This is a genomic window from Hyphobacterium sp. CCMP332, from assembly GCA_014323545.1.
In the GTDB taxonomy this organism is placed as follows: domain Bacteria; phylum Bacteroidota; class Bacteroidia; order Cytophagales; family CCMP332; genus CCMP332.
Map to the genome: position 1 here is coordinate 2,337,362 of CP058647.1, position 22,321 is coordinate 2,359,682.

General features: G+C 36.0%; 20 protein-coding genes. 4 read left to right on the top strand and 16 right to left on the bottom strand.

The genetic code is table 11. The annotated features are described in order from the left end of the window. Window positions 1-2 precede the first annotated feature (2 nt). The 4 genes from HZR84_10320 to HZR84_10335 are packed head-to-tail and all read right to left on the bottom strand — an operon-like array spanning window position 3 to window position 3,901. On the bottom strand, window positions 3-914 hold the full coding sequence (locus tag HZR84_10320) for a rhomboid family intramembrane serine protease (GenBank protein ID QNL22318.1): 912 nt from the start codon (window positions 912-914) through the stop codon (window positions 3-5). Beyond that, window positions 915-1,700: a rhomboid family intramembrane serine protease gene (locus HZR84_10325; GenBank protein ID QNL22319.1), complete on the bottom strand. Its 786-nt coding sequence runs from the start codon at window positions 1,698-1,700 to the stop codon at window positions 915-917. Between the two features lie 6 nt (window positions 1,701-1,706). Next, a complete protein-coding gene (gene mutL, locus HZR84_10330; GenBank protein ID QNL22320.1) occupies window positions 1,707-3,545 on the bottom strand; it encodes a DNA mismatch repair endonuclease MutL in 1,839 nt (612 codons plus the stop codon). A gap of 8 nt (window positions 3,546-3,553) precedes the next feature. Then, window positions 3,554-3,901 carry a hypothetical protein gene (locus HZR84_10335; protein QNL22321.1) on the bottom strand — a complete coding sequence of 116 codons (348 nt, stop codon included), beginning with the start codon at window positions 3,899-3,901 and terminating at the stop codon, window positions 3,554-3,556. An 18-nt stretch (window positions 3,902-3,919) separates the two neighbouring features. Here HZR84_10335 and HZR84_10340 point away from each other — a divergent pair, with 18 nt between their 5' ends. The 3 genes from HZR84_10340 (at window position 3,920) to HZR84_10350 (ending at window position 8,674) form a co-directional block, all read left to right on the top strand. Next, a complete protein-coding gene (locus HZR84_10340; GenBank protein QNL22322.1) occupies window positions 3,920-6,814 on the top strand; it encodes a serine hydrolase in 2,895 nt (964 codons plus the stop codon). Between the two features lie 2 nt (window positions 6,815-6,816). Further along, entirely contained in the window at window positions 6,817-7,962 is a 1,146-nt protein-coding gene (gene bshA, locus HZR84_10345) for an N-acetyl-alpha-D-glucosaminyl L-malate synthase BshA (protein QNL22323.1), read from the top strand. Window positions 7,963-8,038: 76 nt separating this feature from the next. After that, the gene (locus HZR84_10350; GenBank protein QNL22324.1) at window positions 8,039-8,674 is read left to right on the top strand and encodes a sterol desaturase family protein; all 636 of its coding nucleotides are present in this window, start codon (window positions 8,039-8,041) and stop codon (window positions 8,672-8,674) included. Here HZR84_10350 and HZR84_10355 read toward each other — a convergent pair. From HZR84_10355 to HZR84_10380, 6 genes are all read right to left on the bottom strand, one after another. Further along, window positions 8,671-10,104, bottom strand: coding sequence for a PAS domain-containing protein (locus tag HZR84_10355; protein ID QNL22325.1), 1,434 nt, complete (start codon window positions 10,102-10,104; stop codon window positions 8,671-8,673). The genes HZR84_10350 and HZR84_10355 overlap by 4 nt on opposite strands. A gap of 6 nt (window positions 10,105-10,110) precedes the next feature. Further along, window positions 10,111-10,653 (bottom strand): hypothetical protein, encoded by a 543-nt coding sequence (locus tag HZR84_10360; protein ID QNL22326.1) that lies wholly within the window; start codon window positions 10,651-10,653, stop codon window positions 10,111-10,113. Window positions 10,654-10,787: 134 nt separating this feature from the next. Beyond that, window positions 10,788-11,852, bottom strand: coding sequence for a magnesium/cobalt transporter CorA (gene corA / locus HZR84_10365; GenBank protein QNL22327.1), 1,065 nt, complete (start codon window positions 11,850-11,852; stop codon window positions 10,788-10,790). After that, window positions 11,845-12,726 (bottom strand): mechanosensitive ion channel family protein, encoded by an 882-nt coding sequence (locus HZR84_10370; GenBank protein ID QNL22328.1) that lies wholly within the window; start codon window positions 12,724-12,726, stop codon window positions 11,845-11,847. Before HZR84_10370 ends, corA begins: the two co-directional genes overlap by 8 nt. Before the next feature lie 67 nt (window positions 12,727-12,793). After that, window positions 12,794-13,501 (bottom strand): response regulator transcription factor, encoded by a 708-nt coding sequence (locus HZR84_10375; GenBank protein QNL22329.1) that lies wholly within the window; start codon window positions 13,499-13,501, stop codon window positions 12,794-12,796. Next, window positions 13,494-14,510 carry a histidine kinase gene (locus HZR84_10380; GenBank protein ID QNL22330.1) on the bottom strand — a complete coding sequence of 339 codons (1,017 nt, stop codon included), beginning with the start codon at window positions 14,508-14,510 and terminating at the stop codon, window positions 13,494-13,496. The genes HZR84_10375 and HZR84_10380 overlap by 8 nt, the downstream gene beginning before the upstream one ends. A gap of 192 nt (window positions 14,511-14,702) precedes the next feature. Between HZR84_10380 and HZR84_10385 the strand changes: the two genes are divergently transcribed. Continuing rightward, complete coding sequence (locus HZR84_10385) at window positions 14,703-16,454, top strand: VCBS repeat-containing protein (GenBank protein ID QNL22331.1); 1,752 nt, start codon at window positions 14,703-14,705, stop codon at window positions 16,452-16,454. 129 nt (window positions 16,455-16,583) lie between these two features. Here the strand turns inward: HZR84_10385 and HZR84_10390 are convergent, their stop codons facing one another. From HZR84_10390 to HZR84_10415, 6 genes are read right to left on the bottom strand one after another with little or no spacing between them, the layout of a single operon-like run. Continuing rightward, the gene (locus tag HZR84_10390) at window positions 16,584-17,573 is read right to left on the bottom strand and encodes an NAD(P)-dependent oxidoreductase (GenBank protein ID QNL23240.1); all 990 of its coding nucleotides are present in this window, start codon (window positions 17,571-17,573) and stop codon (window positions 16,584-16,586) included. Beyond that, a complete protein-coding gene (locus HZR84_10395) occupies window positions 17,560-19,110 on the bottom strand; it encodes a radical SAM protein (protein ID QNL22332.1) in 1,551 nt (516 codons plus the stop codon). Before HZR84_10395 ends, HZR84_10390 begins: the two co-directional genes overlap by 14 nt. Beyond that, entirely contained in the window at window positions 19,091-19,897 is an 807-nt protein-coding gene (locus HZR84_10400; protein ID QNL22333.1) for a WecB/TagA/CpsF family glycosyltransferase, read from the bottom strand. The genes HZR84_10395 and HZR84_10400 overlap by 20 nt, the downstream gene beginning before the upstream one ends. Beyond that, complete coding sequence (locus HZR84_10405) at window positions 19,890-20,852, bottom strand: NAD-dependent epimerase/dehydratase family protein (protein ID QNL22334.1); 963 nt, start codon at window positions 20,850-20,852, stop codon at window positions 19,890-19,892. Before HZR84_10405 ends, HZR84_10400 begins: the two co-directional genes overlap by 8 nt. Before the next feature lie 26 nt (window positions 20,853-20,878). Beyond that, window positions 20,879-21,505, bottom strand: coding sequence for a PIG-L family deacetylase (locus tag HZR84_10410; GenBank protein QNL22335.1), 627 nt, complete (start codon window positions 21,503-21,505; stop codon window positions 20,879-20,881). Between the two features lie 55 nt (window positions 21,506-21,560). Next, window positions 21,561-22,205, bottom strand: a complete 645-nt coding sequence (locus HZR84_10415; protein QNL22336.1) for an intradiol ring-cleavage dioxygenase — start codon at window positions 22,203-22,205, stop codon at window positions 21,561-21,563. Between the last annotated feature and the right edge of the window lie 116 nt (window positions 22,206-22,321).

Genomic DNA, 22,321 nt, shown 5'->3' on the forward strand with positions numbered 1-22,321 from the left:
ACCTATTTCTGACTCGCATTAAAGAGTTTTTGTTTTTCTTCCTTAGTAAGGCTCTCATATCCTCTGTCCGCTATTTTATCAAGAATAGCATCAATTTCATCCTGATCGAGGTCTTCAGTACCACCGGATTTTACTTTGCCGGCTTTTCGTTTTGTTTCTTTCTGCTTGTAGGTAACTTTTATTTTGGGTTTATCGTCAAACATTCCCCTAAAGAAATCCAAAATGGATTGTATTGGTTTCCCCCAATCGTTACCGGCCTGCAATTGTCTAATGTAAACCCATCCAATCAATGCCCCCCCGAGATGGGCAATATTTCCCCCTGCATTGGCGCCGGTTGAACCCAGAAATGACAGAAAAATATAAAAGGCCACTATCCATTTAATTTTTACCGGACCTATAAATATGAGATGAAAGGTATAGTCGGGGAGTAGGACTGCTGCAGCAACCATGATGGCATAAACTGCCGCTGAAGCGCCAACCATTCCACTTACCTGTGAAGCGCGTTCTGCAAAAACCGGTACAGCATTATAGAATAATAAGTATAACAAGCCACCGGCCAAAGCACCGAGTATATAAAGATTTACTACTTTTGGGCTACCGAGATATTCAGATATCAAACGTCCAAACCAGTATAGAACCAGCATATTGAATAAGATGTGAAAGATACCACTTAGGCTATGTGCAAAACTATAGCTAATAATGGTCCAGGGTCTTTTTATAAAATCTATTCCAATTGGAGGAATTGAAAACTGTTTATAAACAAATCCGAAAACTTCTTCAAGACCTGTGAAGAAAGAAAGCACCTTGAGGATTGCTAAAAAAACAAACACGATCACATTGATAAGAATCAATTGATTTAATGCATTGTCATTTTGCCTGAAGGCGTTTTTAATATCGTCTATGATGCCTGCCATCTAAAAATAATTACCCGAGTTTTTCCATTTTCGAATAAAGAAGAATGCAAATAGCATGCCTCCAATATGAGCGAGATGCGCCACATTATCGGTTGGTGAGTTTTGAAAAAGGGCATATACCTCATAAAGTCCATAAAATGTAACCAGATATTTTGCTTTAATTGGTATAGGAGGAAACAGCAAAAAGATTTGAGTGTTTGGAAAAAGCATCCCAAATCCAAGTAAAATGGCGAAAATAGCACCTGAAGCACCGACCATAGGTATATTAGCCTGGCGATTATAAATCTGATCGAGGTATGATTTGCTTTGTTCAATATATGAGCTGCTCTCCGGATTTTCAGCAAAGCCGTTGATGAAATTGTAAAGATCGCTGTATATATACGGCGCATGTTCGTTGATAAATGCTGCAAATAAGTCAGGATCGGCCGCTGCTTTGTATGCATTTATGTCAGCAAGAAGCATTTGCATTTCGAATGTTTGTACAATCCCGTACAACAATCCTGCCCCCACACCACATACCATATAAAATATAAAAAAGCGTTGGGGCCCCCAGGTTCTTTCCAACCAGGGGCCGAAAAAAAACAGTGCCAACATATTGCCAAAGAGGTGCCCAATTCCTCCGTGAAAAAACATGTAGGTGATAAACTGATAAGGTGCAAAATTGTCCGAGCCTACATAATAGAGGGCAAACCAATTGGATAGAACACCATTTAGGATATAATCGAGAAAGAGAATAGCAACATTTGCAATCAATAAATTTCTTGCAACTGGTGTCAGTTGGAACATAGCTTATCAGGAATTTTGGAAATACGAATTAAATTCATTTAGCTCCATTTTCATAATGGTAGGATTACCATCGGGAGTATAGTTTGGCATACGGCAGGCAAATAATTGATCAATGATATTACGCATTTCGGTTTCGGTCAATTTTTTACCAATTCTAATGGCAGATCTTTTGGCCAGAGATCTTGCAAGATTTTCTTTTTTATTGATTTTAAGATTCTTTGTATTGTTTTTATACTGTTCTATCAATCCTTCAAACAACTCCTTTTCATCCTCCGCTTTTAAATTGGCAGGAAGGCCATTAATTACAATTGCATTTTCACCCATAGACTGAAAATCAAAACCCAGGGACTTAATTTCTTTTTCGAGATCACTTACCAATTGAAAATCGGCAGCAGATAAATGCAGGGTCTTAGAAAATATAAACTGTTGGGATGATCCTTTTTGTGTATCGAGCTGATCTAAATATTTTTCATATAAAATTCTTTCATGCGCATTGGATTGCTCAATGATTACAAAACCCGATTTAATCTGGGTTATGATATAGGCATTATGAATTTGAAATACGGCCTTTTCTTCAATTTTTTCTTCGGAAGGTAGGTTTTTAGAACTATCGCGATTTAAAGAGCTTTGTATGGTAATGGATGTCCCATCATCCGACTCATTTTTCTCACCGAAGTCAGTGTAGAGTTTTTGCCAGTTTTCGATATTTCTATTGCCCTGAAAGCTCCCGTATTGACTTTCGCGATTTCTCCCTTCCACCATTTCACCTTTTTGAAATGCGAAACGAAAATTTTTTGCCTCATCGCTAAATTCATCGAGATTTACTTTTTTGCTAAAATCCAGGCTTGGCGCAAAACTGTGGCTGCCCAGACTTTTTTTAGCGGCCGCCTGAATAATGCCATAAACGGTTCTTTCATCATCAAACTTAATTTCATTTTTAGTGGGATGTACGTTTACATCTATATGACTGGGGTCAATTTCAATAAAGATGACGTGAAAAGGAAAACTGTCGTCAGAAATCAAATCCTGATAGGCCATTTTAACAGCATGTTGTAAATAATTGCTTCTGACGTAGCGTTTATTGATAAAAAAATATTGCTCTCCTCTGGTTTTCTTAGCAGATTCCGGAGAACCCAGATAACCCATTATTTCCAGAAGATCCGTTCTCTCTTCACAGGGCACAAGATTTTCTTTGTACTGTTTACCAAAAATTTGGATAATTCTTACGGCTAGTTTCGAAGGTTTGAGATTGAATACTTCTAGATCATTTTGGAAAAAATTAAAGGCTATTTCCGGATTGGCCAGGGCCACGCGTTGAAATTCATCGACAATATGCTTCATTTCAACCGGATTGGATTTGAGGAAATTACGTCGGGCCGGGATATTGTAGAATAGATTTTTAACCAGGACCGAAGTGCCGGGATTCATGGCTATGGCCTCCTGTTTTTTAAATTCTCCGCCTTCATTTCGAATTAAAACTCCAAGTTCATCGCTTTCGCGTCTGGTTTTTAATTCCGTCTGAGAAACCGAGGCAATAGAAGCTATGGCTTCTCCCCTGAAGCCCATGGTTCTAATTTTAAACAAATCTTCAGCAGATTCAATTTTTGAAGTGGCGTGGCGCTCAAAACAGAGTCGTGCATCCGTTTCGCTCATGCCTTGTCCGTCATCCACAACCTGAATTAGGGTCTTGCCCGCATCCTTGACAATAAGTGTGATATTTTTCGAACGTGCGTCTATGGCATTTTCAAGGAGTTCCTTAACCACTGAAGCTGGGCGTTGGACCACCTCTCCGGCTGCTATTTTATTAACTATGGCATCAGGTAATACCTTTATTATATCGTTCATCTACTGCCTTACTTGGCTTTATTAAACTGTTTGTATTTAAAAATAAGATAGCCCACAATCAATGTACCAATTATACCGTAAATACCGTTATTTCCAAAGTAGAAGTATAAAACTACTGAACTAATTAAAATTATCAGGATGATTAACTGTCTAAAACTTGCTTTTTGGGAATTTCTCTCCGTTCTTTTCCACTGTGCTGAAATTCTTTCTCTGGTAGAATCGTTAGAGTCATCAGGAATTTGTTTTTTCGCCAAACTAATTCGCCTGTCCAAATCTTCTTTAACAGGATCGTAAAATCTTGGTTCGTAATGGAATTTTTGATGGCGAGGTAATCTTATAAACGAAGGAAAACGCATTTAAAGAATAGTGCTTGAATGAAACAAAGATTTGAAATTATATATAAATCATTTCGGAAACATATCGATTCTGAAAAAAGTTTGGTCTCATTGAGGCTAAAGCTCTTTTTAGGACTTGTTATTCTCTCTGTTTCGGCATCATTTACCCATGCTCAAAAGCCCAATGTAAATCTGGATCAAAAAATAGCCCAGCTCTTCGCCTATGAATTAAAAAAGGAAGACTTTAAAGAAGATTTCAAATCTTTTAAAAAAGATTTTGATGAAGGTCTTGGTATGCTGATCATCTCTTTTGATTTAAGTGAGAACGAATTAATGCAAATCAATCTGGTGTTGAATCAATTTGATTTAAAACCTGTCATAGTCTTTAAAAACAATAAAAGTGGTGAAAGATGGCCTTCCGCATTGTCAGTTGGGGCTGTATCGGAAAATCAAATTTTGAGTAATTGGTCTGAAAAAATGGGATTGGCATTGTCACAATCAGGCTATCAATTTTCTTATTCTGAATTCCCCGGTATTTCCAAAGCAAAAGAAGCAAAGGAAGCCCTTGAGTTCAGTATCAATGAAGATTGGGAGGTTGTTCAGGAAAAAGTGCAAACTATTGAATCGGGATTTAAAAAATCTGACATAAAAACCATCATTCCGGATTTTCCGGGTTTCAGAAATCAATCCACTGATTATGCTTTTAAGGTAAATTTTGATGAAAACAGAATCAAAAGTATAGAAATGAAGCCCTATGAAGTCCTAATTAATGATGGCGCGGATGTCATTCAAATGAGTGCATCATTAGTCAAGGATAAATCGGAGACATTTACACCATTTTTTCTTTCTGCTGATTGGACTGAAAAAACGCTTAGAAAAGAATTGGGATTTAAAGGTCTTGTGCTATCTGCAGACATAAAAAATGTGTCGAAATGGTACGATGCAAAAAATGGAGAAATCGAGTTGATGGCATTTGAAAATGGCAATGATCTTTTGTTAAATCCTGAAAATGTCAATGCTGCCAGACGTCGCATTCGCGCATTGGTTAAAAAAAGCAAGAAATACGAGAATCAGTTAAATGATGCAGTTCAAAGAATTTTAACGCACAAAGAAAATGCAAAGGACAAAGCAGAGTTGGAAGGGATTTTATTTCCGGTTTTGGAATACGAAGAAATTCTTAGAAAAAGTATCACGGTAATGGATGAAAATGATATCATACCTCTTGCTTATCTTGATACTAAAAAAATTGCCTGTGTTCATATTGGCATTGAATATCCAAATTTAAGTTCTGTTTATCTCGATAAATACGATAGAATTAAGCATTTCTATTTGAGGGACAGATTTAACTATTACGAAAAATTTCAGGAATTAATAAACAATCTTGAACCCTTTGATGTGGTAATTCTGCCTTTGGGAAATATTCCATTTGATCCCTCTGAGAATTATGGCATCGGAAATCAGATAACCCGCTTTGTAACTGATATTTCGGATAAAAAGGATGTTATTGTACTGGCACATGGCAATCCGATTATAGGCGATTTATTTTCAAGCAAGGTAAGTCATATTTTATCTTACGACACCGGAGCTATTGCTCAGAAGCTTCTGCCACAGATTCTTTTTGGTGCTAAACAGGCCTATGGGAAACTGCCTTTTTCTACCGAAAAATATGCCTGGAATAGCGGTAAAATGACCAAAAGTCTTAATCGTCTGGATTATGTTTATCCTCAGGAAGTGGGAATGGATCCATCAATCTTAGCTAAAATTGAAGATGTTGTGCAAGAAGCCCTTGAGGATAGGGCGACCCCCGGTTGTCAGATTCTTATAGCCAAGGATGGCCATATTGTGCTTGAAAAAGGTTATGGATACCTTTCTTATGACAGTGCAATTCCAGTGAGCACAGAGACAGTATACGATGTAGCCAGTATTACAAAAGTAGCAGCAACACTACAGGGAGTCATGCTATTGTCAGAGATGGATGTAATAAATGTCAATAAGACAGCCAGTCAATATCTGTACGATCTTCGGGCCAGCAATAAAGATGATTTATACATAAGTGAGATCTTATCACATCAGGCAGGTTTAACACCATACATACCTTATTGGAAACAAACCCTCGACGGAGAAGGTCTTGACGACAGGTATTACTGTGACAATCCCGATGATTGGTTTTGCGTAGAAGTAGTTCCGGGTATTTACACCATCCGAACAATGGAAGATTCGCTGTGGAGATGGACATTAGAGTCTGAATTAAGGGAAAAAAATAGAGATGGAAATTTTGGTTACAGATACAGCGATCTTGGATTTTACATTATGAAAAAACTGGTGGAAAGAAGAACCCGCCAACCCATAGAGGAGTTTTTAGAACAAAATTTTTACAGACCGCTTGGAATGTCAAAAATGACCTTTTTCCCTTTGGCTTATTTTGATGAGGAAGAGATTGCACCCACGGAACAGGATGACTATTTCAGACATACCCTGGTAAGAGGAACAGTTCACGATCAAGGCGCAGCCATGTTTGGAGGTGTAGGAGGCCATGCCGGATTGTTTTCAAATAGCATTGATTTGGCAAAACTTTTACAGATGCATTTAAATAAAGGAACTTATGGGGGACAGCGCTATTTTCGGCCGGAAACAGTGGAAACATTTGCTCAGAGACATTTTAAAAACAACAGAAGAGGACTAGGATGGGATAAGCCATTGCGAAGCGGGAACGGACCGAGTTCTGATTTGTGTTCATACAATACATTTGGGCATACCGGCTTTACGGGCACGGCTATGTGGGCTGATCCGGATTATAATTTGATCTACGTATTTTTATCAAACCGGATTCATCCCGATGTAAATAATCGTAAATTGATCAAACAAAATATCCGCACGCGCATTCAGGATATTGTATACGAATCAATATTCATCAATGATATTAATTTAAAGTAAATATGAAAATTGGAATTGTTTGTTATCCCACTTACGGTGGTTCGGGCGTAGTTGCTACGGAACTCGGTATTGCTTTGGCAAAAAGAGGGCATGAAGTGCACTTTATTACCTATTCCCAACCAACACGTCTGGATTTTTTCAATGAAAATATTTTTTATCATGAAGTGGATGTGCAGGCCTATCCCTTGTTTCAGTACCCTCCTTATGAATTGGCACTGGCCAGTAAAATGGTAAATGTGGTTGAATATGAAAAATTGGATATTCTTCATGTTCATTATGCCATCCCCCATGCTTCAGCAGCATATATGGCGCAACAAATTTTAAAGGAACAGAATATTAACATTCCTTTTGTAACAACCCTTCACGGAACAGACATCACCCTGGTAGGCAAGGATGCAAGCTATGAACCTGTAGTTTCTTTTAGTATCAATAAATCAAATGGTGTAACTGCTGTTTCAAAAAGTTTGAAAGAAGATACTTTTAAACATTTTCATATTAATACAGAAATAGAAGTTATTCCCAATTTCATTGATCTTTCGCGTTTTAAGAAACAAAAGAAAGATCATTTCAAATTGGCCATTTGTCCAAACGGGGAAAAACTCATTGTACATACCTCCAATTTCAGGAAAGTGAAAAGGGTTCAGGATGTTGTAAAAACCTTTGATAAAGTTCGACACATTTTGCCTTCCAAATTATTGTTGGTAGGTGATGGGCCCGAGCGTTTGCATATAGAAGAAATGTGTAGGGAATTGAATGCCTGTGAGGATATCCGATTTCTTGGAAAACTTGATGCGGTAGAAGAAGTATTGTCAGTAGCAGACTTATTTATAATGCCATCGGAAAAGGAAAGTTTTGGACTGGCAGCTTTGGAAGCTATGGCTTGCGAAGTGCCCTTAATTTCAACCAATGCAGGGGGCCTGCCGGAGTTGAATATTCAGGGCAAAACGGGATATTTGGCTGAAGTTGGTGATATCGAGGCAATGGTTAAATATGCAGTTCATATTCTAGATGAAAAGAATTTACCCGATTTTAAAAGAAATGCCTTAAACAGGGCAAAAGAATTTGACATCCATACAATATTGCCTTTGTATGAGAATTTTTATAATGAGGTATTAGCCAAAAGCAAAAAACAGAATATTACAGTTTAATCTTGAATTAATTCAAATCAAATCTTGTTTGTCAATTGTCAAATAAATTTATTTTTGCATAGAATAAATAAGAGTAATGGCAACAAATACTCAAAAAACCAAGAATATAAACAGGGTAAAAGTTTTTGATAATCCTGTTTTAGAGTTACTTACAAAAACTCATATTGCTTTTCCATTAACGATCTTTCCTGTACTTTCAGCATGGATGATTTATATGGCTTATACCAGGTTTTTTTTAAGTTCTGTAGAAATTTGGGCTATCTTTTTCTTCTCTTTTCTTCTCTTTACACTCGTGGAATATATCGTTCATAGAAATGTATTTCACTGGGTTCCAAATACACCTTTAAAACAATTTATTCAATATCATTTTCACGGGGTTCATCATGCGGAACCAAAGGACAAGAAAAGATTAGCAATGCCAATAGTGGTTAGTCTGGCTTTGGCTTTTTTTACATTGGGTGTTGCATATTTGTTTATTGGAAAATACTCATTTGTTTTTACTCCCGGATTTGCGATGGGATATACAGCCTATCTAGGTGTTCACTATATGGTTCACGCATACGCACCCCCGAAGGAAGGCCCTTTTAAAGTGTTATGGGTCAATCATGCCATTCACCACTATAAAGATGATTCTGTTGCTTTTGGGGTGTCATCTCCACTTTGGGATGTTGTTTTTGGTACTTTACCTCAAAAATCAAAAAAGGCAGCCTAATCCTGTAGATGTTTTGAAATGGTAAAGTAAAAAGTCGTGCCGGTGTTAATTGCTGAATCAACCCAAATATCTCCGCGATGAAGGGTAACAATTTTTTTACAGTTTGAAAGTCCAATTCCGCTTCCTTCAATATTTTTATTATCAGGCGATCGATAAAATATTCTAAAAATGTCTTTTTGCATTTTTTCGGGTATGCCTTTTCCATTATCAGAAACAGAAAATTCCCAATGATCGGGTTTTTCTTTTGCTGATATTCTAATCTTAGGTGGACGATTTTCAATGCTGAATTTTATGGCATTGGAAATCAGGTTTTGAAATAAAAGTCTTATTTCCAGTTCATTGCCTATAATTGACGGTAGTTTTACAATTTTCAAATCTGCTTTAGTTTTGTCAATTTCTGATTTCAGGTCATCTTCTATTTCACTGAGAATTGCCATTATATTTAATTTCTTAAATGATTCAATTTCTCCTAGCTGAGCATATTGAAGAATTCCTGAAATCAAAGTATTCATTCTTTCAGCAGAGTCTTTTATTTTCGTTATGTATACGCTCTCTTTGGCTTTGGGGTCTTTGTTATTTTCGGCCTGAACCAAATCGACAAGTCCTGTAATGGTATTAACAGGTGCTTTTAGGTCATGCGCTACAATATGTGCAAAAGATTCCAATTCCTTATTTTTTGTTTCCAGTTCCAATGCTCTTACATCACTCAGATCGTTAATTATTAAGGTGTATGCAGAAATAGTTTTTCCAAACTTTATAGGGTTAACAGATATTCTTGCATAAAAACTTGTCCCATCATTTCTTTTGAGCCAAAGCTTAAATACAGTATTCTTCTTAATTTCCGAAAGTTCAGTATAAGTAGGAGAGCTATTATTTGAATCGTTGAGTAGCTGTTTAAAATTCATGGAAAGGGCCGATTTTTCGGGGTAGCCAAATATATATTGGGCACCTATATTCCATGTTTCAATAATACCCATATGATTTACGAGTATGAATGCCTGATCTTTTATTTCATTGGTCATCATGCGGATTTTACTTTCATATCGTTTAATCTCTGAGGTCCTTTTCTTTACCTCTTTCTCCAGATTTTTTTGAAATGAATCCACAAAATCAAAACCGCGATGTGCTAAATTGACCAATATTACGGCTACCCAGAGTCCTGACATTGAAATCATAAAGTTGATACTTTGGGCCTGGTCCTTTATTTCGCTTTGGTTATAATCTATTATTATGAGCAAAGCGATAAGCAAACCAAAAACTATTGATACATATTTCCATTGCAGAATAAACACATATAATATTATTACCACATACATACCGGAAACAGTCAAGGAAGAATCAACATTTAGATCGACAATAAATACTATTGCGGTTATTAAAAGCGCAAATAGAGTTAAAACGCTATTTCTAAATATGAATTTTTTGTCCACCTAAAGTCAATAGTTTGAATTATGTCCTGAAATTTGATCTGTCAATTTTAAAATTGATTTTTCTTTTTCACTGAGTATCTGTCGCAACATAAACAGTTCATTTTCAAGATCTGAGATTTTCTCTTCCGCATCTTCACGTTGATCTTTTTCTTCATTCAGGGATTCAGGACTTCTGAGCGATAAAAAAGTTGGAAGGTCTTTTATCAATGCAAAAACAGTTAATACACTGACTATAGCTGTAATAAATCGAATGAGTGCACTCAATCTGTAAGCCGGCCACCAAAATATAATTGCATCCATAATATGGGTGGCTCCGCAAAAAATTATAAATGCGCTAAACAACCAATAAAAGGATAAAAAGGGTATATCCGGTCTTTTTTGAACAAACCACAATATGATTACAGGTATAATAAAATAAGCCAGCCATATTGACACATCGCTCATGATATAAAGCCATCCGTGAAATTCACTCCAGGTACCACAAATCCATCTTGGTGGCCAGTCTGAGGTGTTAAATAGGTTCGAAAAGAATTCTGAGATCTGGTCCATAAGAATAGTTTTTACAGGTTTGTTTGAAAGAAATTTCAAACAGAAATTCCCATGGACTAAAGGTATTAATGTGCCTGAGCTAAATTAATTTAGAATTAATACAAATATTACATATCAAATAAAGTGTGAACTTTTTATAGCCATTTCTTTCGTTGAAAATAAATCAGCATGCCTACAAAAATTAAAATCATTATACCCCATACTACAAAATAACCATAGCGAAAGCCCAATTCGGGCATATATTCAAAATTCATCCCATATATTCCTGCAACAAAAGTCAATGGAATAAATATAGAAGCCATGATCGTAAGCACTTTCATGATCTGATTCATTTTATGGCCGAGCAAGGAAGTATGTAATTCGAGAAGAGAAGTAAGCGATTCTTTTTGAGATTCTACTGTTTCCTGTATTTGAATGACATGATCATAAACATCATTGAGATAAATAAGCGTGCTTTCTTCAAAAAATTCATTCTCATCTTTTTTTAATGTGGTCAGCATTTCTCTAAGGGGTGTAACAACCTTCCGGAAATTGATTATTTTATTTTTAAGTTTTTGTACTTCAAAAATGAATTCATTTGTTGAGTCAATTAATACTCTTTTGTCAAGAACTTCGATTTTTTCATTGATGTGTTCAATAATAAAGAAGTAATGATCAACGATGGTATCCAATAATCGATACAATAAATAATCATTTCCTCTTTTCCGCAATGGGCGTTTGATGTCTTTTGCTCTGTGTCGAAGACCATCGAAAATATCGCCTTGCTTCTCCTGAAAGGAAATCAACCAATTTTCACCTAAAATAAAACTAATCTGTTCTGTTATGATGTGTTTTTGATCGCCGGATATTCCCAGCATTTTTAAAGAAATGAACAAAAACTCATCGTGTTCTTCCAACTGAGGACGCAGTCTTGTGTTTAGAACATCTTCAAGCACCAATGGGTGAATGCCAAAGTGCTCTCCTAATTTTGCAATATTATCAGTTTCATGTAAACCGTCGATATTGATCCAACTGACCGATTTTTTATCCTTGAAGGGAAAAACATCCTCGATTTTCTTGCATTCGGTCTCACTTAGTTCTTCGGGATTATAGTCAAATACGGTAATCCTTTGTTCTTCGGTAGTTTTTTTACCAATATGTATTAATGTACCGGGAGGCAATCCGGCCTTTTTTGACATAAAATTTTCTGTATTAGTCATCGGCATTCAATTTTGCGTTGGGCGGTAGATCATTTTTATAGACAATGGTGTGATAAGGGAATGGTATTTCAACCCCTTCCGCATCAAATCTTTTTTTAATAGCGATATTGATATCGGAGTGCATTTGTATTGCATTAATTGGATCATTGGTCCATACATAAGCTCTTAAATTAAGACTTGAATTTCCAAATTCCAGCAATCTTACATTGACCGGATGCCGGCCCTTTTTTATCTGCTCCTCAGTTCTGTTATCGATACAACTTGGATGCTTCATGGCTTCTTCCTGAATAATTTTTGTGGCCAGCTCTATGTCACTGTCATAGCTTATTCCCACTTCTACCCAGCGACAGACCGTTTCCTCCTGAATACTGTCGTTGATGATGTATTCATTGCTAATAATGGCATTGGGAATAATTACTCTTTTGTTTTCAAAATTTAAAATGATGGTGTGCTGAAGTGTTATGTCCTCGACAATACCGTGATAGTCCGAAACGCGAATCATATCACCTACACGAAAGGGCTTAAAAATGACAATAAAAATTCCACTTATGATATTTGAAAACGAAGCCTGGGCGGCAAAACCAACCGCTGCAACCAAAATACCGGCACCGGCGAAAATTGTAACCGCAAATGTTTTAAGACTTGGAATTCTTGAAATAATCATTCCAAGTGCCATTAGCCAAATAATGAAGGATACGGCATTTTTAAAAAATGAATATTTAGTAGTATCGGCCTGAAATTTTTCCTGAGCCGTATGCATTGCCCTGTTGATCAGCCAGCGGGCTATTCTGGATACAATTATGGCTCCAAATAAAATTATACTCGTAGCTATGACATGGGTCCAAATTGGCTCCAGGCTTTTAAAGTATTCCATATATGTGTTATTCCTGCATTAATCTAATCATTGCGTATTAAATAGGGAAATGAAATAGCGAAACAAATCAGTCCCTGCTTAGCCAAAACTGCTTCACTGATTCATTATAGGATCTTCCTATTGGGATATTAATATTACCCAGACTTACCTCATTTGCTGAAATCGCATGTATTTTTGTAGAATTAACAATGTAGGAGCGATGGATTCTTATAAATGATTTTACCGGAACAATGCTCAGCACCTCCTCCATTGTCATTCGAGAAATTATTTCTCTATTTCCATTCAGGTAAAATATGACCTTCTCTCTTTTGCTTTCGATATAATTGATTTCATCTGGAAAGATCTTAAAATATCTATTCTGACTTTTTATTTCTATGGAGGAATTGTTGCTGTCTTTTTGATGAAAAGAAGCTTTCTTTAATTGCAATAATAGACGTTGAACAGTGTTGGCGAAACGCACTTTTGAATAGGGTTTTAGCAAATAATCAAATACTTCAAAATCAAAGGCTTCTATAGCATGCTCTGCGTATGCACTGCATATAACCACAAGTGGCCGATTTTTAACAATTTTCAGAAATTCCATACCCGTAATTCCCGGCAGTTGTATATCCAGAAAAATTACATCTACTTGATTTTCAATCAGAAATGATTGGGCTTTGAAAGCGTCATAAAAATGTGCTTTGCATTCTATGTTTTCGTGATCAGCAATGAAATTTCTAAATATTTCAATAGCCGGTTCTTCATCTTCAACCAGTATACATGAAATCTTATCCATTTAAATAGGGTATTCTTAAATAAGTTGTAAACTCATTGGCTTTGTCTTCCTGCACAAGCTCATAATCGTTTTCGTAAATCAAATTTAGCTGAGATCTGATATTGTCAAGGCCGATGCCTTTGGCATAACCGGTTTCATCTTTTTGATATTCAAATTTGGAGTTTCGTATTTCGAAAATTAAATGTTTATCTCCTGCATTTAAATTTATAAAAACATAACTGTCTGCTTTTTGCGCGCTGACCCCATGTTTAAAACTATTTTCTACAAAGGCGAAAAGCGTTAAAGGTGAGATATTTTTTAAGGTATTTTCCGTCCCATTAATGTCAAACTTAATTTTTAAGCGCTTGCCATAACGCATTTGTTCGAGAGAGATATAATTGTCTATTAGTTCTATTTCCTTGCTCAGTGGCATAGCTCGATTTTGACATTCATAAAGCATAAAGCGCAGAATATCGGAAACTTTTAAGAGCATTTCGGCGGCATCATCGGATTTTTTTAGTACTTCATTATAAATTCCGTTCAGCGTATTAAAGAGAAAGTGCGGATGAATCTGGGCTTTGTAAAAATTTAATTCTGCCTGTTTTTTCTCTGAGATAAGGAGTTTTTTGCGTTGATCCCAATTTCTTTTATCCAATAAATATTGAAAAGTACCAAAAGCACCAATCCCTGTAGCAATCACGAGGTATTGACTTGCTATCCTATACCAATTAAAAAAGGTAAAAGTATAATCCTGATCAAAATAATAGGGAAAAATAAAAATTGAAAAATTCAATCTGATCAATAGGCCTGTGGCGAGAATGCAGATCACGGAAAAGAGGACTTTTTTATAAATCTCTAGCTTTTCCTTTTTCAGGATGGAATAAAAAATGATGTAGGTACAAATGGCAACTAAAGGAACCCTTAGAATATTCATTAGGAATGCCCCCTTCCAAAGGCCATCGTACAAGGCAGAAATAATTGTCAGAATTACCAGATAGCAAAACCAAAAAATGAAATGCCACAACTTCATGGTTCAATATTAAAGTTTTGAATAAAGAAAATATGATTTTAATACAGATGACCTTCAGAAGCGATGAACAACTCAAATAAAAGATGAATTGCGTATGTCTCAATTGACCTATTTGTGTATAAATACTGAACTTTCTGTATCCGACCTTTTATTTTTCGTACAGACAAGATTAGATTCAGTCAAAAAAGAATTATGAGATCAATTGTACTCTTAATACTATTTAACCTTTCCAATACCGCCAACGCTCAGATTTTTGAATTGAGAAACAATGGGCCTTTATCATTGAGCAACAATGACAGCAGAAGTGCAAACTGGATTGATATTAACAATGATGGCAATCTTGATATTTTTATTACAAATGGACCAAGTTTTGGACAAAACAATCGAGTATATCTTGGCGATGGAAACGGAAATTGGAGCCTCGATTCCTCGCTACCACTCAGTTTAGATAATCAACCTTCGGATGGCGCTACCTTTGCTGACGCATTTAACAATGCGTTTTTATCCGCTTTTGTCGCTAACTGGTACAATAAAAAGAACTTATTTTATTATAGAGACAGTATAACATCTTATGTGGCGCTCAATGGTGTAGCACCGGTAAATACAAACAGTTATTCTGAGACAGGTTCTTTTGGCGATTATAACAGAGATGGTTATTTGGATTTGTATGTCAGTAACAGTTTTAATGTATTGAATAATTATCTGTACCACAACAATTGGGATGGGACTTTTACAGAAATAAATATAGGAATTCCTGTGACGGATCAATACAGTTCACGCTCGGTGAACTGGATAGATTATGACAACGATGGCGATCAGGATCTGTTTGTAAGCAATGAGAATAACGAAAAGAATAATCTTTATCGCAATGATTCCAATGGAGTATTTACGTCCATAAACACAGGCCCTTTAATTAATGATCAGTTTAATTCTATGAGTTCAAGTTGGGCTGACTATGACAATGATGGAGATTTTGATGTTTTCATCTCTAATTACGGGGCAAACAATCAATTGTATAGAAATGAAGGGAATGATTCATTTTCAATTGTAATAGACACAGTTGGCAATGATGGGGGCTTATCGTTTAGCGCATCATGGGCGGATGTGGATATGGATGGAGACCTGGATCTTTTTGTAGGGAATGCCTTTTCTTCCGGCCCGAAGCTCAATGCCTATTTTTATTTAAACAATGGAGATGGAAGTTTTACTAGAAATTCAAGCGATACCATTGCAAAACTTCAAATGTGGAATTATGGCAATGCATTTGGCGATTATGATTTGGATGGAGACCTGGATTTACTCACGGCAAATTGTCATAGTGCCTCGGAAAAAAACTATGTTTTTACTAATCTGAGTAGTCAAAATACAACGAATGCCTTTGTTGGATTTGAGTGTATTGGTACCATATCAAACCGATCTGCAATTGGAACGAAAATTAAGGTTAAAGCCAATATAAACGGTAATGCTATTTGGCAATTGAGAGAAATTTCTGCTCAAAGTAGCTATTGTGGTCAAAACATGCTGATGACACATTTTGGTTTACTGGATGCTTCAAATGTGGATAGCCTCATCGTAGAATGGACCAATGGTCTCAAAGAAGTTTATACAAATATCAATCCCAATTCCTATTATAAGATTATTGAAGGTCAGGGCATTTCGGTTATTAGTTCTTTGGCAAAACAGGAAAAAGAACAGGAACAAATAAAAGTTTATCCCAATCCGGTAAAAAATGCAATTAGCATTCAATTGAATCCGACGTTTTTTGGATATGTTGACATACAATTAATGGACTTGAATGGAAACAATTATAGAAAATGGCACTTTAAGGAAATCTCAAACTCAGGAGTAATTTCTTTGAATGTTGATATTGACAAGCCAGGAATATACTTGCTGAAAATTAATAATAATGACAATTCAGCGGTCAAAAAGTTGATTCTGGAATAGTAATTACAGTTTAACAAATAAAATTTTTGGTCAATGAAGCTTAGATAAGAAAGAAGGAAATTCTAATCAATTTAACTTTTAATTTTTGTTTGATGCGGGTTTTAATCGAGGATGCAATGATACCATTTCTCAGATCAACAAATCTTTAAAGCCATCAATGACTGTAATTTCAGGTTCAAAACCCAATTCTTCTTTCATCTTCTTATTAGAAAAATATGGCCCCCCAAGAAGCAGGGAACCTGTCAATTCTTTCTTATTGTATAACTTAAATATAGGTCGTACTTCTTTGAATCTGATTGAATAAGTCAACCATCTCAATGAAAGTAAGAAGCGTATAAGAAACACGGGCAATTTTAAGATTTTGTTTCTCTTCTGTCGAATTGGGTCTAATTCTAGAGAAATTTGCTCCAGGGATATTTTATCATCAGAGGATACATTATAGATTTTATTTGAAGTTTTTTCAGATAAGCTTGCCGTATATATTCCATTTACAACATCTTTGATATGAATAAGACTTATTCCGGAATCTCTAAAAGCAGGAGTAATAATTCGGTCTTTTTTAAGCATTAAAATTACACGATTCGTAAAAGGACTTTGATCCCCCAGGCCATAAATTTGAGCAGGTCTTATTATTACAGATTCAATTTCATCGTGCAACTCAGAATTAATGATTTTTTCTCCCTCGGCTTTGGATCGACCATAATTATCTATACCACCTATTGGGTCATTTTCAGTAATTACATCTTTGAAAGGATGAGCATATGCAGCTTCAGAACTTATGAAAACCAATCTCTTAATTTTATTTTTATTAGCTGCCTTAACTACATTCCGTGTTCCTTCAATATTGATTTGCGACATTCCTTTGGCTCTTCCAAAGTGAGGAGTGATTGCAGCACAATGAATGATGATATCTACATCTTTAGCCGCATTTGCCAGGGCGATTTTATCGAGTATGTCACCTGAAATATTTTTTATTCCGGGAATATGGGGATTGCTTCTAGAAAACCCCAGGACCTCAAAACCTTCGGTGCAAAACTTTTGAGCAAGGGCTTTGCCAACAAAACCAGAACTACCTGTTATTAAGATATTTTGATAGTCTTTCAGCTTAGTATCGTAAATATCCTTTCAAATCCTTTTTCTGGATTTTAATCCAATCTCCGGTTAATAAACCAAAGGCTCTTTTAGCTCTATTTATAAGTCCCTTGATTCCCTGGCTTTCTGAGGTTCTTTTTAAAAATCTAAACTGTCTAAATAGCCAGAGGGGATTGAAAAATTTTCTTCTTAACCAGGTAGAATGAGACTTTGACATAAATGATTCAATATATTCTTTATCAAAATCATCATATCTAATAACCGTACTATTGGCACCATCAAATTCTTCCCAGGAGCTGAATTGAAGGTCTCCCTTTTGTTCAAGTTCCATGTAAAAGCTTGTTCCAGGAATAGGTGTGGCAAGACTAAACTGGATAGAGTCAATATCGACTTTACATGAATAATCAAAGGTTTTTTGAAGGCTTAACCTGGTTTCACCTTTCAATCCAAGAACAACGCTCATATGCGTTTTTATACCGAGTTTTCGGGCTCTGTTTACTATTTTCTCGAGGTTTTCCAGTTTTAGCGGTTTATTGGTTTCTTTTAATACTCTGGCATCAGCACTATCTAATCCAAACTTAATTCCAATACATCCAGCCTCAGCCATTTTATTCAGAGTATCTTCTTTTAAAGCCATCACATCCGACATGGCAGACCAGGCAATCTTTAGACCGCGTCGGTTAATCTCTTCGCAAAGTGCATGTACATGTCTGTAATCCGAGGTAAAATTGTCATCGTCGAAATAAATTTCCTTTGCGCCATATTCATTTATTAGGAATTCCATCTCATCAACGACATCTGAAACTTCCCTGAATCTTTGTGCGCCATTGTTAAAAAGCACCTGAATGCGATCACAAAAATTACAACGGTATGGGCAACCCCGACTGCTGTGGACATGAAAAGATGGTTTATTTTGACAGAATCCATCATTATAAAGTGACATGTCATTGTCGAACCAGGCTGGCATTAAGTGACGGGCGGGATATGGAAGATTTGAAAGATTTATTGCTTCTCCTTCTCCGCTAAACTGGATTTCGAAATTATCTCTATACCAAATACCTTTTACAAATGAAACATCCTCACCTTTTTTTAATGTTTCACAGAGATTTTTCAGTTTCATTTCATATTCACCATTGACTATAATATCAACATACTCATTCTTTATTAATATTTCTTTTGCAAAATGAGTGGAATGGGAACCTGTGAAGACAATTGTCGAATCAATTTGGCTTTTTATTCTTTTGGCAAGTATTAGCGTTTTATCAATCATTGCCGAATTTGGTTCGAAAACAAGAACATCAGGGGAGAATTCTTCTATTTTTTCCATCAATTCGTTTTCACTTAAGTTTAGAGGGACCGCATCAATTACTCTGGCGTCGAATCCTTCTTTTTCTAATAGTGCCGCTGAATAAGCCATAAAAAATGGAAACATGGCATACCTCGGTCTTTCATTCTTCTTTTTAAGTAGAGACCATGGAAAGCGCATTCCTGCTCCAAGGAAATAGCGTTCCAGATTATCATCAATGATTTTACTAAATGCAGGATTAATCAGTAAGACCTTCATTGATTATTATTTTGCGTTCATTCAAATTGAATTTGCGCGAGTGAAAAAAGGATGCTAACAGAAAATAAATGAATTCCAGGACTCCAATCGTATATCTTTTCCGCGTATTTGACTCAAATATGAAACGATGCATCCATTCCAATCCTAAGCGAGATAAGTATTTTGGCGTAGCATATTTTGTTTTGGCATATACTCTTAGGGTACCTCCCCCTATATGCCATATGATGCTGGCAGGATATATTTCTCGACAAATTTTCATTATTTGATCACTTCTAGGATTGCCACATCCTAGAAGAATCATTTCCGGACTTGTATCCAGACCTTTGAAAAGAGCCGAATAATTCTCATCGCTTCTAAAACCATCCCATGCATTTTTAATTCTTACTTGGGCGTTTAATTTTTGAATATTTTTTGCTGCCTCTTTTGCTTCTTGCCTTGTATTACCGATGATAAGGGCATTAAAAACTTTGTTGTTTGACTTTAGGAATTCATCAAATAAATTATTTGCAACCACACGAGGTAATTTCTTACCATATATTAATCTTGCAGATATCGATATCCCTATGCCGTCAATGCACACAAAATCACAATTTTCAAGGTTTTCCCTTATCTCGGAATGTTTATTACTTAAGTTGAAAACATGAGGATTTAAATAAGATATTAATAAAGATTCATTTCTCTCCAAAGCGGCATAAATCTTCTTGAGCATTCCATCTCTTTCAATATACCTGATGTTTATCCCAGCAAAATTGAGATGTTTTGTCTTTTGATTTTTATGATCAGACATAATTCATGTCAATTGATTGAGGACCTTTTAAACTATGTAAATATTGAACCAGGGCAGATCGAAGATCTACTTTGGGCGTCCAATTGAGAGATCGGATTTTGCTGATATCCGGTATTTTTTCGAATGCCTCAAGATAGGTTTCTCCATGCAATTCCTTTGGATCTACCTTTCTGATTTCGGAATTTGACCCTGTTAGTTCGATTATTTGAATTGCCAAAGCGTTGATGTCCGTTACATTATTATCATTGCCGACATTATAAATTTCGAATGCCTCACCATTTTCCATAATAAGGGACACAGCGGATACAATATCAGACACGTGACAAAATGATCTTTTTTGCCGACCATCGCCGTATACTGTGAGTTCATTGCCTTGCAAGGCAGCTTCAAAAAACCGTGGAATAACAAAACCTAAATCTGCACTTTGGTATTGGCCCATTACATTAAAAGGGCGAACGATTCGCAGGTCTATCTTTTCTTTTTTACAATGATTGATAAACATATGCTCAGCCGTAAGTTTACCTAAAGCGTATTCCATTCTTGGGCCGTGCTGGACGGGTACCATTTGATTATCCAGTTCCGAATGTGATCCATCCTGACCATAAATTTCTGAAGAAGAAATGTAGAGCAATCTACCATTATCATTTAAGGCCAGCTTTAGCACTTTTTCGGCCAACTCAAGGATATCCAATGCAATGCGGCCTGTTTTAGAAATAATTCCTAAAGATCCCACCGGACTGGCCAAATGATAAATTCTATCATAAGAACGATCTGGATTGAACGATTTAAGATCGGTTATCTCTATTTCTATGGAATGATCGAGAAGATGATAATCAGTTTTAGTCGAACTTAGATTATCGACAATTTGAATTCTGGAGTCAGGGAAATTCTCAAAGAGGTATTTTGAAAGATGAAAACCCATGAAACCCAGTCCACCGGTGATAAGGATATTCATCTGGAAAATATATAAAAAACTTTAGACTATTTTATTTCTTCTACTAACCTTTTGATTAAAAAGCCTTCGGCGTATTTGGCATTGCACATAGCACCCCGAATAGCTGCCATATTCTTGATTTTTTCTATTGAACGGTGCTCTCTGACCTGAGAAGCATGTAATTGATAGGCTTTAATTTTATCGTCAATATTTATAGACTTGAAATAATTTGGTACAAACTTTCCAACCTCCGGCCAGATAAATGAATGAATTTGTTCATAAAGCAATACTTCCGGTACAAAATGATTTATATCATGTGGTCTTAAAGCTGTTATAGCCGCATCATGAACTGCTCGATGATCCTGATTATAACTTTTTTCTGGAATTAGAATTCTTTTAGGCTCAATAGTATTGATCAGGTTTTCAATTACAGAAATCAGTTTGCTGGATTCGTAGCCATTAACTGGGTTATCAAGTATTTGATAAGAGAATCTACAAAATTTTGATACGGCTTCAACTTCGCGTAATCGTGTATCTCTACTTATAGTTTCTCTATCCTCAATTCCAAAATAAATGACAGTGGCATAATCGTTTAGAAAAGCGTAAGATCCCAATACTTCATCATCTGCATGGGGAGTAAGAATTAGAGTTGGGTTCTTGCTAATATTAGCCATTTAGATTAGAAATTGTTTGGCTAATTTACTAAAGGATTTTAGATTTTATTACATCTTAAAAATCCTGGATTAGTATATCTCTATTTCCAATCCAAACACCATTTTCATCTCTTTTCATATCAGTAATATGTGAAAATCCGCCATTTCTATCGGAGTTTAAATGAACACCTGTGGATCTTGGATCATCTGAAAAGATCAGGGCATCCAGCCAATATTCTTCCTGACCGGGGGCTTTAATTACATAATGAATGTGGGCAGGTTCACCACCATGGCTTTGATATGCAGCAGGTCGAATGCTTTCAAATTGATATTGCCCATCGGCATTTGTTTTCATCCAGGCGCGTAGATAACCATGTCTTTTTCCATTGCCTTTTTCATCGCCTCTTTTGGGATAAACCCCTTCGTTATTGGTGTGATAAACGTATACAATAACATCTTTGGCGGGCGTTTTGCCGTCCTTCATGAAAACAGTTCCGGAAATAATCATCCTTTCGCCTTCTTCATCCGGACCTGCAATTGTTGTTTTCCAGTCAATATCCAAGGGTGCTTCATTGGCGCCACACCATTCACAGGTGGGGTCGTAAGCTGAATGAATTTGTGATTCACTTTTTTGATCCACTAGATTTTCATTATGTGATGTTTTGCTCTCGCAACCAATTAGAGGCAAATAAAAAAATAAGAGTAGGTAGCCGTATTTCATACCTGAATATCAGCAATTTAATTTTGCACTGCAATATAATTTCCTATTCCGAAATGTATTAATTGCTATCAAAAGTTTTTCTGCATTTAACAAAATGCAAGGTTAAAATTGGTATC